Raw genomic sequence first — 14,574 nt, forward strand, 5'->3', positions numbered from 1 at the left:
CGAAAGGCGACGGGAAGCGGGTGGGCAGATCAAATTAACCACGCATGGAGGCTGTTTTTAGAATGGGCCGAAGACTGAATGGTGCCCAGGGGCGGAATCGAACCACCGACACGCGGATTTTCAATCCGCTGCTCTACCAACTGAGCTACCTGGGCCAACCTGCTTCGCGAGGGTGTTCTTGATGAAAAGAACTGCGTGGCCTTGGTTCGCCCCGGAAGCGAGCGGGGTTATAGCATCTTGTTCGGCCATGGCAAGCGTCAAATGACTCTTTTTTGACGGTCTTGCCAATTTTGCGGATTCATGTGGAAAAATAAGAGCTTCGGGGAGGAAATCTCCTAATTTTCCTCATCCGGGTAATCGGCCTTCGTTTCGTCGTCGGCCACCGGAATGGCGTAGGAGCCGGTCAGCCAGCGGGAGAGATCGACCTCGCGGCAGCGGTTGGAGCAGAAGGGGTAATGTTCGCGGTTCGATGGTTTGCCGCATTCCGGGCAAGGGCGCGTCTTGCGCAGCGGTTCGACCTTGGCGGCGGCTTTCTTGTCTTCGGGCATGATCGGTCCGTCCTAGAGCATGGCGCGCAACAGTGTCAGCGGTGTTGCAACAACGACATGCGAGAAAAAAGCCTTAAAGCGCGACGCGCGGATCTGAAAGATCGTGACGCGCTTTAAGCATCGGCCGTCGGTCAGCCCTCAGGCCACCGGCTATGCACATCGAAGCCCTCGCCGGTCAGAAGCAGAATGGTTTCATAGAGCGGCAGGCCGACGACATTGGTGTAGGAACCCACCATCTTCTGCACGAAAGTGCCGGCAATGCCCTGGATGCCGTAAGCGCCAGCCTTGCCGCGCCACTGGCCGGAGGCGAGATAATTCTCGATCTCGAAACCGGACAACCGCTTGAAGCGCACCTTGGTCTCGACGATCTTCTGGCGGATCTTGCGATCGGGCGTCACCAGGCAAATGCCGGTATAGACGAGATGGTTGCGTCCCGACAAGAGATGTAGCGAGCTCAGCGCCTCGTCGGCGAATTCAGCCTTGCCGAGAATGCGCCGGCCGACGGCGACCACCGTATCGGCGGAGAGGATATAGCTGCCCTTCCAGGTGATATCGCCCTTGATGGCGGCAAGTGCGGCCTCGGCCTTCTCGGCCGATAGCCTTCGGGCGAGCGAACGCGGATGCTCCGACTTCTTCGGCGTCTCGTCGATATCCATCGGCATCAGGCGCGAAGGCTCGATGCCGGCCTGGTTGAGGAGGTCGACGCGACGGGGCGAGCCCGAGGCCAGAATGAGCTTGTATTTCAGCGCCATGAAACCTCGACCATCGGCGGACGGGAGCGGGCAGACTTACTTGAAACGGTAGGTGATGCGGCCCTTCGTCAGATCGTAGGGCGTCATCTCCACCAGCACCTTGTCGCCGGCGAGAACGCGGATGCGGTTCTTGCGCATGCGGCCGGCGGTATGGGCGATGATCTCGTGTTCGTTTTCAAGCTTCACGCGGAACGTCGCATTCGGCAGAAGTTCGGTGACGATTCCCGGGAATTCGAGGACTTCTTCTTTCGGCATATAGTGGTTTTCTTCCTGTGGGTTGCAGAGGCAGCGCAACGCGCGCCTTTAAATTTGGGCGGAAACTACACAATCAAGGCAGGTTTGTGAACCTTGTTGATCAGGCTTTCCTTTATTTGTTTTCATGCCGATTGCGCGGCGATGCCATTTCGTTTGAGCAACCGGCTTTCGATGAGGCCGGCCAGGTGATCGCGGACCTCGCGATAGCTGTGCAGTATCTGCTCCCTCGTGCCGCTGACGACCGTCGGATCCATGGTCGGCCAGTAGACGACGTCGATCGCGTTCGACCGCGTCAGCTCGAGTGCGGCGTGATGGGCCTGCGGCGACAGCGTGATGATCAGATCGAAATAATCGTCCTCGAGTTCATCAAGCGTCTGCGGCTGGCGGCGCCCGAGGGACAGCCCGATTTCCTCGAGCACGACATCGACGAAAGGATCGCGCTCGCCGGCGCGAACGCCGGCGGACCTTATATAGGTATTGGCAGGCAGAATGCTACGGGCGATCGCTTCGGCCATCGGCGAGCGGATGGCGTTCAGCCCGCACATGAAAAGAATGGCGCCCGGCCTCTTTGCGTCCTCGACGTCGGCGGCAAGCTCCATCGCCGTCATCCGCGCCAGTAGAGCACACAGACCAGCGTGAAAAGGCGCCGGGCGGTGTCGAAATCGACCTCGATCTTGCCGGCCAGCCGGTCTTTCAGCGTCTGCGAGCCTTCGTTGTGGATGCCACGCCGGCCCATGTCGATCGCTTCGATGCGGCTTGGCGTGGCCGATCGGATCGCTTCGTAATAGCTTTCGCAGATCATGAAGTAATCCTTGACGATCCGCCGGAAGGGGGTGAGCGACAGGATATGGGTGGCAACATCGCCGCCTTCTTCGGTCTTGATGGCGAACACCAGCTTCGAATCCATCAGCGAGATGTTCAGCCGGTAGGGACCGCCGGCATGGCCGAGCGGCTCGAACCTGTTCTCCTCGATCAGATCGAAGATGGCGACGGCACGCTCATGTTCGACATCGGGCGTCGAACGGCCGATCGTATCGTCGAGGACGACGTCGCAAAGCCGGAAATCGCCCGCCGCCATCCCCTCACACCTAATCGAGGTTGAGGCGGATCGCGACCGACCGCGCATGGGCATCGAGGCCTTCGGAGACCGCAAGCGCGATCGCCGCCGGGCCGAGGGTGCGCAACTCACCCGGCCCCAGGCGCAGGATCGAGGTACGCTTGACGAAATCGAGCACAGACAGGCCGGAGGAAAAGCGCGCCGAACGCGCCGTCGGCAGCACATGGTTCGAGCCGCCGACATAATCGCCGATAACCTCAGGCGTATGAGCGCCGATGAAGATAGCGCCGGCATTGCGGATGCCGTCGAGCAGCCGGTCGGGATCGGCAACGGCAAGCTCCAGATGCTCGGCAGCGATGCGATTGGCAAGCGGGATGGCCTGCTTCAGATCGGCAACCAGGATGACGGCGCCGAAATCGCGCCAGCTTGCCGCTGCCGTGTCGGCGCGGTTCAGCGTCTTCAGCTGGCGTTCGACCGCCTGCTCCACCGCCTTGCCGAATTCGGCATCGTCGGTGATGAGGATCGCCTGGGCGCTGACATCGTGCTCGGCCTGCGCCAAAAGATCGGCGGCGATCCAATCAGGATTGTTGTCTTTGTCCGCAATCACCAGCACCTCGGAGGGGCCGGCGATCATATCGATGCCGACGGTGCCGAAGACGTGGCGCTTGGCGGCGGCGACATAGGCGTTGCCGGGACCGGTGATCTTGGCGACAGGAGCGATCGTCTCGGTGCCGTAGGCGAGAGCGGCGATCGCCTGGGCGCCGCCGACGCGATAGATCTCGGTCACGCCGGCCAGCCTGGCGGCGGCGAGCACCGCCGGATTGACGGCGCCGCCGGTGGCAGGAACGGCGATGACGACGCGATCGACGCCGGCGACCTTGGCCGGGACGGCATTCATCAGCACCGAGCTCGGGTAACTCGCGGTGCCGCCCGGAACATAGAGCCCGACCGCCTCGATTGCCGTCCAGCGCGAGCCGAGACGGACGCCGAGATCGTCCTCGTAGATATCGTCCTTCGGCAGCTGCCGGCGATGATGGCTTTCGATGCGCAGCGCCGCGAGCTTCAGCGCACCCAGCACTTCGGCGGGCACCGCCTCGATCGCCGCGTCGATCTCCTCCGCCGTCACCCGCATCGGTACCACGGCAAAATCGATGCCGTCGAATTTCAGCGAATATTCGGCCAGCGCCACATCGCCGCGCGCCCTGACATCATCGATGATAGAGCGGGCGACGGCATTCACATCCTCGGACACTTCGCGCTTCGTCGTCAGAAAGGCGGCAAAATGCTGCTCGAAACCTTCCAGTGCCTGATCCAGCCAGATTGCCAAGACCTATATTCCTTCTCAACTCGAACCGCGATGTTCAAACTTCAGGCGTCAAGCCATTCAGGGGTGGCGGGGTTTGGAAGCCGCCTGCCATGCGCCGCCGATATCGGCCATCTGGACCTCGATGCATTCGACGTCGAGCGCAATCGAGGCAGTGCCCGACAGCGCCAGCTCGATCGTGCCATCCGGCCCCTCGCCCTTCCTGTCGAAACGCAGCGCCAGCAGCGACAATACCTGATCACGATTGCCGCGATCGACGCCGAGCGAACGGACGGCAAGCACGCGTTTGAAGGCCAGAACGGCACGGCGGCGCTCGAAACCTCTGCGCTTGCGCGCGGCACTTTCCCAGACGAAGCGATTGGCGGCAAGCGCGAACTGGGCGCCGCGCGGCGACCAGTCGATGTCGCCGACCTTGAAGACGCTATCCTGCATATGCGCAGAAATGATCGCGAGGTCCTCGTCATCAAGCGCAACAAGCTTCAGGTCGGTCATTCAGGCTCAATCCCCAGAGCAGGATGCCGAAAGTGCGAGCGATTTTCGGACGACATCATGCTCTTGCTATTTAACAGGCATCGCCGGAATGGCGATGCGTCAGACAAGGGAAATAAGATGCTGCGACCGATTACGCAACCGGAATGAAGGTCTCTCTTACTCGCTGATGCGCTCGACGACGGCGCCGCAGCGGGTCAGCTTCGCTTCGAGCCGCTCGAAGCCGCGGTCGAGGTGGTAGACACGGGAGACCGTGGTTTCACCCTCGGCGGCGAGGCCGGCGATGACGAGCGAGACGGAGGCGCGCAAATCGGTCGCCATGACGGGCGCGCCGCGCAGGCGCTGGACACCTTCGATCTTCGCGGTCTGGCCGGAGAGCGAAATCCTGGCGCCGAGTCGGGCAAGCTCCTGCACGTGCATGAAGCGGTTTTCGAAGATGGTCTCGGTGACATGCGAGATGCCGGAGGAGCGGGTCATCAGCGCCATGAACTGTGCCTGCAGATCGGTGGGGAAGCCCGGGAAAGGATCGGTGACGATATCGACCGGCTTGATGCCGGCGCCGTTGCGCCTGACGCGCATGCCGTTATTGGTCGCCGAGATATCAGCGCCGGCCCGGCGCAGGGTTTCCAGTGCGGTTTCGAGCAGCGACACATCGGTATTTTCGAGCACGACGTCACCGCCGGCCATGGCGACGGCCATGGCGTAGGTGCCGGTCTCGATGCGGTCCGGCAGGACGCGATGACGGGCGCCCGAGAGCGAGGTGACGCCTTCGATGGTAATGGTCGAGGTGCCGGCGCCTGATATCTTGGCGCCCATGGCGTTCAGGCAGTTGGCGAGGTCGGCGACTTCAGGTTCGCGGGCGGCGTTGCCGATGACAGTCGTGCCGCGGGCAAGGGTCGCGGCCATCATCAACACATGGGTGGCGCCGACGGAGACTTTCGGGAAGGTGTAACGCGCGCCGATCAGGCCGCCATCCGGCGCCCTGGCGTTGATATAACCGGCATCGATCTCCATCGTCGCGCCAAGCGCCGTCAGGCCGTCGATGAAAAGATCGACGGGGCGCGTGCCGATGGCGCAGCCGCCCGGCAACGACACGCGGCAATGGCCCTCACGCGCCAAGAGTGGCCCGATGACCCAGAAGGAGGCGCGCATCTTGGAGACCAGTTCGTAAGAAGCGGTGGTATCGACGATGGTGCGGCAGGTGAAGTGGATCGTGCGGGCGTAGGAATCCTCCTGGCGCTCGCGGCGGCCGTTGACGGCGACGTCGACGCCGTGATTGCCGAGAATGCGCATCAGAAGCTCGACGTCTGCCAGATGCGGCACGTTTTCCAGCGTCAGCGTGTCACTGGTCAGAAGCGAGGCGATCATGAGCGGCAGTGCGGCATTCTTGGCGCCGGAAATCGGAATGATGCCATTCAGCTCATTACCGCCGACAATTCTGATACGATCCATGTGCGCTTACTTCCTGAAAGTTCTGCCTTGAAAGAAGGAGTGAGGTGTTTAGGGGATTTATGCAGAGGCTTCAATTCGTCCGGGACGGAACATTACGATTCGTCCATTTTTGCGGCGGGCAGCCCGTTTGTTTCGTCGGCCTGGCCGGAACGGCGGGCACGCACCTGCTGTTTGCGTCTCGAGAGATTTTCCCTGAGCTTTTCGGCGGCGCGCTCGCGGCGCAGTTTCGCCTGTGCCTCGATCGCCTCTTTACGGCTCTTCTGGCCGGTTTCGGTCTTGTCGTTCATGTCAACAGAATTAGCCGAATTCGCACCGATCCAAAAGGCCCTTGCATCTCTATCCACGCGAAGTTGGATTTTGCGGCTTGCGCTTGTCGTCAAGCTGTGGCAATAGCCGCCCCGTTCCTGCAATTGAGCCGCCCGGCTCCATGCGGATCTGGTCCTGCTGCCGTAGCTCAGTGGTAGAGCACACCCTTGGTAAGGGTGAGGTCGGTGGTTCAATCCCACTCGGCAGCACCAGTTTTCTCCCGGACATCATTTCTCACGCGCCCGGCTACCCCTGATCCGGCCGCCGCCACCTTCTCCCCATGAACGGGGCGAAGAGACCAAGCCGCGACCTCTCCCCGTGCCTAGCGGCTCCAGCGCGCAAGTTCCATAAAACTTATCTGCGACTGCTCAACATTCCCCTGGCGTGCGCACCCCCGGCGATCCGCCTCACCCAAGCTGGCATTTCGCCTCATCAGCAACGAACGATTCACCATTGTTGACGGCAAAAATCGCGCTAGAATGCCTATCATAGCGGCGTCCGTCCTGAGAATGGGAGGCGCTGCACCCTGTTTCTGTCGACAATCGTGGAGGAGAATCGATGGCAACTGAACGATGGAACAGCCCGGTCACGGTCGGTTTCGAGGGAGCCGATGCGCGAACGGTCAACGGGCCGTTCGATGCCTTGAAATGCCTGGCAGATCTCTGGCCGAGTTCGCGCGGGCTTCGTTACATCAAGGCCCGCAGCACCTGCCGGGCTGCGTTGGACGGTCGCAAAAGCATGGAGGAGGCTAGAGCCGAGTTCCTGGCGGCGGCCGAAGAGGCGAAGCTGAAGCTGCATTGATGCAGCAGACGTCCGGCCGTTTCCGGTTTGGTCAGCAAACCGTGCCGGAACGATACATTGTTTAATTTTCACTTAACCCTGCATCGAGCAGGTGCCGGGTTTTGGCGCAAAGGGCGTTGCGCCTGAGCCAGCTGTTTCGATAGAAAACATCCAGCCGTCATGATGACGGTCAGAGGCTCGTCATCCGGAAACGCAGGCGAGCCTCGTTCGAGCGGATCGGCTTCAGCAATCCGCACCGGCCTCATTCTCCATCTCGATATATCCCACACCGATGATCGTGCCGTCGGCCGCGCGGATGAAGGACGGCAGGTAGTGCGGCTCTGCCGGCTCACAAGCGACACTGCCGGTATATTCGTTGAGGGCGATCTGATCCTTCGGCAAGGCGGAATAATCCATGCCCGTCTCGAGCGAGGCATAGGCTGAGCCGACAAAGACGCCGCAGCCGATGATCAAGGTGGACGCCCAGAGGCGAAGAAGCGTCTGCATGATGGTCTCCAGCGTTTCGGGTCCGGCATTTCAACACCTGGAGAGTGCTTTGGTTCCCTCAGCGCCGCAGCAGGCGCTGCAACATAGCCTCAGCCGGCGATGCTCTCCGCGATCTCGGCCCCCGTCGACATCGCTGCGCCGGCGCACGAAACATTCGAGAACGTGACGGGCAGCAGCTCTTGGCGAAAGAGGCTGCGCGTTCCATATCAGCTGAGAAGGACGACGATGATGAAAGGGTTTCTGCCCGCCTTGTTTGCAGGGGCATTGCTGGCCGGCTGCTCCTCGGCCGATACGGCCGCGCTCGAACCCATCCCCGGCAGCATCACCTATGGCGGCCAGCCGCGAACCAAGCTCACCAAGTCGCCGATCGGCAGCGCCGTCCATCATCAATTCTACAACGAGACGGGCCAGCGCGTGGAGGAAACCTATATCCTCCAGCCCGACCGCAGCCTGAAACTGGTGCGGCGCGTGATCGGCCCGGATTTCCCCGATTAAGGTCTCGAACCGCTTGACAGCGGCTAAAATCGCGAACATTCAAGGAACATCTAATCTTCCCGGAGTGATTCTGCGGGAGCCCGACCGGACGGCTGGATGTATCTCGAAAAGCTCAATCCGCAGCAGCGCATGGCCGTCGAGCACGGCACGCTCACTGACGGCAGCCATATTGCCGGGCCGCTGCTGGTCATTGCCGGCGCCGGCTCCGGCAAGACGAATACGCTGGCGCATCGCGTCGCCCATCTGATCGTCAAGGGCGCCGATCCGCGCCGCATCCTGCTGATGACCTTCTCGCGTCGGGCAGCCGCCGAGATGGCGCGGCGCGTCGAGCGCATCTGCCGTGATGTGCTGGGTTCGAATGCCGGCATCATGGCCGATGCGCTCAACTGGTCCGGCACATTCCACGGCATCGGCGCGCGGCTGCTGCGCGATTACGCCCAGCAGATCGGCCTCGATGCCGATTTCACCATTCACGACCGCGAAGACAGCGCCGATCTGATGAACCTCATCCGGCACGATCTCGGCTTCTCCAAAACGGAAAGCCGCTTTCCGGCCAAGGGGACCTGCCTCGCCATCTATTCCCGGGCAGTGAATTCGGAGACGGCGCTCGATCAGGTGCTGCGCGACGCCTTTCCCTGGTGCGCAGCGTGGGAGCAACAACTGCGCGAACTCTTTGCCTGTTATGTCGAGGCGAAGCAGGCTCAGAACGTGCTCGATTACGACGATCTCCTGCTCTACTGGGCGCAGATGGTCGGCGAGAACGTGATTGCCGAGGATATCGGCAGCCGCTTCGACCATGTGCTCGTCGACGAATATCAGGACACCAACAGGCTGCAGGCCTCGATCCTTCTGGCGCTGAAGCCTGAGGGCCAGGGGCTGACCGTCGTCGGCGATGACGCGCAGTCGATCTATTCCTTCCGTGCGGCGACGGTTCGCAATATCCTCGATTTTCCCGCCGCCTTCAGCCCGGCCGCCAATATCGTCACGCTCGATCGCAATTACCGCTCGACGCAGCCGATCCTGGCCGCGGCCAATGCCGTCATCGATCTCGCCTCGGAGCGCTTCACCAAGAATCTCTGGACCGAGCGGCAATCGGCGGAACGGCCGCGCCTCGTTTCGGTGCGCGACGAGGCCGAGCAGGCGCGTTATATCGCCGAAAAGGTGCTCGACAATCGCGAAGAAGGCTTGAGGCTCAAGCAGCAGGCCGTGCTCTTCCGCGCCGCCCATCACAGCGGGCCGCTGGAGGTTGAGCTGACCCGGCGCAATATTCCCTTCGTCAAGTTCGGGGGCTTGAAGTTTCTCGACAGCGCGCATGTGAAGGACATGCTGGCCGCCCTTCGCTTTGCGCAAAATCCGCGCGACCGGGTGGCGGGCTTCCGGCTGATGCAGATCCTGCCAGGCGTCGGACCGTCGACGGCGCAGAAGGCGCTCGATCTGATGGCCGAGGATGCAAGCCCGCTGTCGGCGCTGGCCGCCATGCCGGCGCCGCCGCGCTCCGGCGAGGACTGGACCGCCTTCGTTTCGATTCTGCAGGAGCTGAAATCCGGCAAGGCCGGCTGGCCGGCTGAAATCGGGCTGGCGCGGCAATGGTACGCGCCGCATCTGGAACGGCTGCATGAGGACGCGGCGACGCGGCAGGCCGATCTCCTGCAGCTCGAGCAGATTGCCGGCGGCTATGCCTCGCGCGAGCGCTTCCTCACCGAGCTCACCCTCGATCCGCCGGATGCGACCAGCGACCAGGCCGGCGTGCCGCTGCTCGACGAGGATTATCTCGTCCTCTCGACCATCCATTCGGCCAAGGGCCAGGAGTGGACGAGGGTGTTCATGCTGAACGTCGTCGACGGCTGTATTCCGAGCGATCTTGCCGTCGGCGCCAGCGCCGAAATCGAGGAGGAACGCCGGCTGCTCTATGTGGCGATGACGCGCGCCCGGGACGGTCTCGACCTTGTCGTGCCGCAACGCTTCTTCACCTATGGGCAGAACGCCCAAGGCGATCGGCACGTCTATGCCGCGCGCAGCCGTTTCATTCCCGCGACGCTGCTGCAGTTCTTCGAGGCCTGCAGCTGGCCGCAGGTGAAATCGGAAGCCGCCGCCCAGGCGCAAGCGCGGCAGGTGCGCATCGACGTCGGCGCCCGCATGCGCGGCATGTGGCGATAGAGTGCGTTGCATAGATCGGCTCCATGCAACGCTCTTTGGTTCGGCGCTCAATAGTCCCAGAAGACCGGCACCCAGCGGAAAGCTTCGCCGTCTACCGCCACCCGGCCGACGGACGGGAACGGCAGGTGGGTGGCCACCAGCTGTTCACCGGTCGCCGCCAGCTCCCGCAAAAGATCGCGGCGCACACGAGCCGCTTCTTCGGGATAGTGTTCGAAACCATTGTACCAGTCGGGGTGCTCAAACCCGACCGCAAAGATGGCGTCGCCGGCGAATGTCAACTGGTCGCTGCCCGATGCCAGGCGAACAACGCTGTGTCCGGGAGTGTGGCCGCCGGTGCGTTGGGCGACCACACCCGGCGCCACCTCGGATTGCTCGTCGAATAGCCTAAGATGGCTGGCGTACTCGCCGAGGAACCGCTTTGCGGTCGCCCGAAGCGCGTCAGGGAAGCCTGGCGGCATGGACACCTGGCTGAAATCGGGCGCTTTCCAGAACTTCGCCTCGGCAGCCGCCACGTGAATCCTGAGGTCCGGACGCAGTCGGTCCTTCACCCCATCAACCAGCAGCCCGCCGATGTGATCCATGTGCAGGTGGGTCAGCACCACGTCGGTCACCGCCGCAAGATCGATACCAGCAGCCTCCAGCCTCCTGATCAGCTGCCCGGCCCGCGGCAAGTTCAAGTCCGGGTCCAGCCCCAGCCCGGCGTCGATGAGGATGGTCTGCCCGCCGCTGCGGACCAGGACCACGTTCAGCGCCCAGTCGAAAGCGTCCGGCGGCAGGAACATATCCCCCAGCCACGCTGCCCTGTCAGCCGCATCGACATTGTGCCCCAGCATCGCGGTTGGGAGCGGCAGCACACCATCGCTGATGATCAGAACTTCAATCTCGCCGATCCGCACCGCGTAGCGCGACGGAACCAGCTCATCCGGCCGCGGTCTGCCGGGCTGCGAGGTACTGTTGAGGTTGATGTTTGTCTCCTGCTGGCCAGCCGTACGGGGTCTTGCTTCTGCTTGTGACATGATGCGCTCCTGTGTTGCATGATCGAAAGATGTCGGGTCGATGATCACGAAGCGGAGACTATGCCGGAGCGCGTTTGGCGGTCGATCAGGTCAAGGGAGAGGGAAGGCTAGGCTTTAGGACAGGCCCGCCTATGGATTCGCCGTGGTGCAGTGCAGATTTGGCGTGGAGCGACCAGCAAAAGGACGCAGAGTCCCGCCCGGCAGGCGGTGCCCTCGCTAGCAGCAACGCAGGAGTTACGACATCAAAGCGAAAGCGGCGGCTCAGCCGGTTTCAGGAAGCGCTCGACCGTTTCCGGCGTCACCGCCTCGACTGATGCCGGCGACCATTTCGGATTGCGGTCCTTGTCGATGACAGCGGCGCGGATGCCTTCGAAGAAATCGGGATTATCAAGCATCTGCAGGCAGGCGCCGAGTTCGCGGCGAAGACATTCGGCGAGCGAGGCACTGCGCCGGCCCGCCCTCAGCAGCAGCAGAGCGAGTTTCAGGCTGGTCGGCGACCGGCTGAGCAATACCCGGCGCGTCTCGGCTGCAAAGTCGCCCTCTTCTTTGGCGAGAGCCGCGAGGATTTCCTCGACGCCGTCGAAGGAAAATGCGCGGTCGATCACATCGACATTCTGCCGCAACCGGCTTTCCGCCAGCGGTTCGGAAAATCCCTGCAGCAGGGCATCGACTTCCGTCGACGCGCTGGTGCGCGGCAGGTCGCAAAGGCCATCGATCACCGCGTCGAGCCGCGCCGAAGCGATCTGAAGATCGGCGAGACCAGCATAGATCGCGTCCGCAGCACCAATATCGAGCCCGGTCAGGCCGAGCCATGTTCCGGCCTCGCCGGGCGCCTTCGGCAGCAGCCATGTGGCGCCGACATCGGGGACATAGCCGATGCCGGTCTCCGGCATGGCAAGCCGCGTGCGCTCGGTGACGATGCGGTGGCGGCCGTGCGAGGACAGGCCGACGCCGCCGCCCATGGTGATGCCGTCCATCAGCGCGACATAGGGTTTGGGATAGGAGGCGATCATATGGTTGAGGCGGAATTCCTCGCGCCAGAAGGTTCCGGCGAGACCATCGCCGGCGCGGGCGCTTTCATGCAGCGCACGGATATCACCGCCGGCACAGAAGCCGCGTTCGCCTTCGCCCGTGATCACAACGCTTGCCACATCGGATCCGGAGGCAAAGCCATGAAGGGCCTCCGCGAGCGCGCGGATCATCGGCAGCGTCAGACTGTTCAGCGCCCGCGGCCGGTTGAGCCGGATGATGCCGGCAGTGCCCCGCCGTTCGATGATCACTTCGCCGTGCTGCATGGTTCACCTCGTCTGTTGAACCATGCATAGACGAGGATGCGGCATCGCTCCAGAGTATTTGCGGGCCGGGACCAAGCGATTGCTCAGGCCGACAGGGCGTCTCGGGCTGACGCTGCGGCTTCGCAGCGGTCCGCATATTCGATGGCGAGTTCCAGCGGCAGCGGCCGCGAGAAATAATAGCCCTGCGCCAGACGGACACCCATCGCCTTCAATCCCTCGGCGATCGCTTCGCTTTCCACACCTTCGGCGACCGAGGCGATGCCGAGCTTCTGACAGAGGTTGGCGACCGATCGAGTGATGTTCATGCAACGGGCGTCGCGATCGAAATTCATCACGAAACCCTTGTCGATCTTCAGCTTGTCGAAGGCCAGACGATGAATATGGCTGAGGCTGGAAAAGCCGGTGCCGAAATCATCGAGGGCGATCGAGATGCCGGCGGCGCGCAGCATCGTGATCACCCGGTCGGCCGTGTCGAAATCGGAGAGCAATGCGGTTTCGGTAATTTCAAATTCGATGCGCTTCGGGTCGATGCCGGAGCGGGTGATCATGGCAAGCAGCGCCATCGAGGTCTCATGATCGCAGATATCCCGTGCCGAGAGGTTGAAGGAGAGCCTCAGATGGCGCGGAATGATCGCCAGCGCTTCGAGCGCCTGGGCAAAGAGGATGCGCGTCATGCGGCCGATCACCGCCGTGCGCTCGGCGGCGGGAATGAAGGCTGTGGGGCTGATGCGTCCGAAACGGGCGCTGTCCCAGCGGGCGAGCGCCTCATAAGCGACGACGCGGCCGCTCTTCAATTCGACGATCGGCTGGTAGTCGAGTTTCAATTCCCCGGCGAAATCGTTTGCCTGCAACTCGAGTTCGATCAGGTAGCGCTGCGTCAGGATCTTTTCGTGTTCGGCGGAGAAGAATTCGACGCCGCTGCTGCGCTTGCTCTTGACCTGGTAGAGGGCGAAATCGGCCTTCTCGTAGAGGTCTTCGGCGGTGTATTCGCCGAGATCGGGATAGACGATGCCGCAGGAGCCGAAGACGCGGACCGAGCCATCGGGGATTTCGATGGGATCACGGACGGCGGCGCAAAGCGCCTGACCGAGATCGGCGACCGCCTGGCGCGTCATCGATGAGGGGAAAATGATGCCGAATTCATCGCCGCCGAGACGGGAGACGATACCCTCCTCGCCGACCAAAGCGGTGAAGCGTCGCGCCGTTTCCTTGAGCACGAGATCACCGGCGGCATGGCCGAAAACGTCGTTGACGGGCTTGAAGCCGTCGAGATCGATAATGCCGAGAACGGGCGTCGAGAACGGATTCTTCTGCAACCGTTCTTCCAGGGAGAGAAAGAAGCTGCGGCGGTTGGCAAGGCCGGTCAGTTGATCATGCAGCGCGTTGCGGCTGTTGACGAGGTTCAACTCCTCGGCCTCCGCCTGATTCTTCTTCAACTCCTCGGTCAGTTGCACCAGGCCGACGAAATTCTGGAAATAGCTGTTGATCACCCGGAGGAAGGGCAAGATGAGGAAGAGCCCGCTGACGGCGGTCGCCACGAAAACGGGATTGCCCGAGAACATGAAGGTGGTGATCATGGCGGAGAAGGTAATGACCGTGGTCATCGCCGCCGCCATCGGCAGATGCATCAGGCAGAAGATGCAGGAAATGCCGGTCACGACGAGGAAATAGGCGATCTGGCCCTGCTGCGACGCATCGCCATATTGGTAAAGCGCGACCGACCAGCTGCCGAAAGCGACGGTCAGGATTCCGGCGCCCGATATCGTCACCTTCATCAGCCGGTAGGCCCGCTCGGCAGTGATGCTTTCCTTGCCCCTGATCTCCCACCAGCAGAGACGGAACATACAGACGACGCTGAGCGCCACCGGAATATAGAGCGACAGCCACAGCGGCGCGGATTTCAGATGGGTAATCGCCACCGCCAGCGCATTGATGATCAGCATGATATAGAGAATGGGGATCTGCGACGACAGGGCCTGGAACTGCGCCATCAGAAGCGTCGGATTGTCTCTTTGCAGCTGCAATGAAGCCAGAAAGTTCTTCATCTTCTCTTATCCGTCGGCCAGAGCCAGGCAGCGAAAGCTTGATGTTTCCTTATTCACGTCACGTCATTCGAAGCCCGCGGGCGCTGGTGTAAACGG

General features: G+C 62.3%; 16 protein-coding genes and 2 tRNA genes. 4 read left to right on the forward strand and 14 right to left on the reverse strand.

From position 1 onward, the window contains the following. Positions 1-79: 79 nt before the first annotated feature. The 10 genes from J7U39_RS17090 to J7U39_RS17135 form a co-directional block, all read right to left on the reverse strand. A tRNA-Phe gene (locus J7U39_RS17090) sits at positions 80-155 on the reverse strand. Positions 156-335: 180 nt separating this feature from the next. Continuing rightward, a complete protein-coding gene (gene yacG / locus J7U39_RS17095) occupies positions 336-548 on the reverse strand; it encodes a DNA gyrase inhibitor YacG (protein WP_064800614.1) in 213 nt (70 codons plus the stop codon). A gap of 131 nt (positions 549-679) precedes the next feature. Further along, positions 680-1,300 (reverse strand): Maf-like protein, encoded by a 621-nt coding sequence (locus J7U39_RS17100; protein WP_210629274.1) that lies wholly within the window; start codon positions 1,298-1,300, stop codon positions 680-682. A 36-nt stretch (positions 1,301-1,336) separates the two neighbouring features. Next, positions 1,337-1,555, reverse strand: a complete 219-nt coding sequence (gene infA, locus J7U39_RS17105) for a translation initiation factor IF-1 (protein ID WP_003545338.1) — start codon at positions 1,553-1,555, stop codon at positions 1,337-1,339. Positions 1,556-1,677: 122 nt separating this feature from the next. Continuing rightward, entirely contained in the window at positions 1,678-2,163 is a 486-nt protein-coding gene (locus J7U39_RS17110; RefSeq protein ID WP_210629275.1) for a low molecular weight phosphatase family protein, read from the reverse strand. Next, complete coding sequence (locus J7U39_RS17115) at positions 2,160-2,633, reverse strand: UPF0262 family protein (RefSeq protein ID WP_210629276.1); 474 nt, start codon at positions 2,631-2,633, stop codon at positions 2,160-2,162. Before J7U39_RS17115 ends, J7U39_RS17110 begins: the two co-directional genes overlap by 4 nt. 10 nt (positions 2,634-2,643) lie before the next feature. After that, the gene (gene hisD / locus J7U39_RS17120; protein WP_210629277.1) at positions 2,644-3,939 is read right to left on the reverse strand and encodes a histidinol dehydrogenase; all 1,296 of its coding nucleotides are present in this window, start codon (positions 3,937-3,939) and stop codon (positions 2,644-2,646) included. Positions 3,940-3,996: 57 nt separating this feature from the next. Beyond that, a complete protein-coding gene (locus J7U39_RS17125; RefSeq protein ID WP_210629278.1) occupies positions 3,997-4,428 on the reverse strand; it encodes a DUF2948 family protein in 432 nt (143 codons plus the stop codon). Positions 4,429-4,584: 156 nt separating this feature from the next. After that, positions 4,585-5,877 carry a UDP-N-acetylglucosamine 1-carboxyvinyltransferase gene (gene murA, locus J7U39_RS17130; RefSeq protein ID WP_210629279.1) on the reverse strand — a complete coding sequence of 431 codons (1,293 nt, stop codon included), beginning with the start codon at positions 5,875-5,877 and terminating at the stop codon, positions 4,585-4,587. Positions 5,878-5,969: 92 nt separating this feature from the next. Then, complete coding sequence (locus tag J7U39_RS17135; protein ID WP_011423945.1) at positions 5,970-6,164, reverse strand: hypothetical protein; 195 nt, start codon at positions 6,162-6,164, stop codon at positions 5,970-5,972. Positions 6,165-6,320: 156 nt separating this feature from the next. On the opposite strand from J7U39_RS17135, the gene J7U39_RS17140 reads away from it, so the two are divergent. Together J7U39_RS17140 and J7U39_RS17145 are read left to right on the forward strand one after the other, a co-directional pair. Continuing rightward, positions 6,321-6,395 (forward strand) — tRNA-Thr (locus tag J7U39_RS17140). A 346-nt stretch (positions 6,396-6,741) separates the two neighbouring features. Beyond that, positions 6,742-6,984: a DUF982 domain-containing protein gene (locus J7U39_RS17145; protein ID WP_210629280.1), complete on the forward strand. Its 243-nt coding sequence runs from the start codon at positions 6,742-6,744 to the stop codon at positions 6,982-6,984. A gap of 222 nt (positions 6,985-7,206) precedes the next feature. On the opposite strand, the gene J7U39_RS17150 is transcribed toward J7U39_RS17145, so the two are convergent. After that, positions 7,207-7,470, reverse strand: coding sequence for a hypothetical protein (locus J7U39_RS17150; protein ID WP_210629281.1), 264 nt, complete (start codon positions 7,468-7,470; stop codon positions 7,207-7,209). 228 nt (positions 7,471-7,698) lie between these two features. Between J7U39_RS17150 and J7U39_RS17155 the strand changes: the two genes are divergently transcribed. Together J7U39_RS17155 and J7U39_RS17160 are read left to right on the forward strand one after the other, a co-directional pair. Then, the gene (locus tag J7U39_RS17155) at positions 7,699-7,965 is read left to right on the forward strand and encodes a hypothetical protein (RefSeq protein WP_210629282.1); all 267 of its coding nucleotides are present in this window, start codon (positions 7,699-7,701) and stop codon (positions 7,963-7,965) included. 96 nt (positions 7,966-8,061) lie between these two features. After that, on the forward strand, positions 8,062-10,122 hold the full coding sequence (locus tag J7U39_RS17160; RefSeq protein ID WP_210629283.1) for an ATP-dependent helicase: 2,061 nt from the start codon (positions 8,062-8,064) through the stop codon (positions 10,120-10,122). A gap of 47 nt (positions 10,123-10,169) precedes the next feature. On the opposite strand, the gene J7U39_RS17165 is transcribed toward J7U39_RS17160, so the two are convergent. From J7U39_RS17165 to J7U39_RS17175, 3 genes are all read right to left on the reverse strand, one after another. Continuing rightward, on the reverse strand, positions 10,170-11,138 hold the full coding sequence (locus J7U39_RS17165; protein WP_210629284.1) for an MBL fold metallo-hydrolase: 969 nt from the start codon (positions 11,136-11,138) through the stop codon (positions 10,170-10,172). A gap of 242 nt (positions 11,139-11,380) precedes the next feature. After that, positions 11,381-12,433 carry an enoyl-CoA hydratase/isomerase family protein gene (locus J7U39_RS17170; RefSeq protein ID WP_210629285.1) on the reverse strand — a complete coding sequence of 351 codons (1,053 nt, stop codon included), beginning with the start codon at positions 12,431-12,433 and terminating at the stop codon, positions 11,381-11,383. A gap of 83 nt (positions 12,434-12,516) precedes the next feature. Then, complete coding sequence (locus J7U39_RS17175) at positions 12,517-14,478, reverse strand: EAL domain-containing protein (RefSeq protein WP_210629286.1); 1,962 nt, start codon at positions 14,476-14,478, stop codon at positions 12,517-12,519. Positions 14,479-14,574 lie beyond the last annotated feature (96 nt).

Source organism: Rhizobium sp. NLR16a (assembly GCF_017948245.1).
In the GTDB taxonomy this organism is placed as follows: Bacteria; Pseudomonadota; Alphaproteobacteria; order Rhizobiales; family Rhizobiaceae; genus Rhizobium.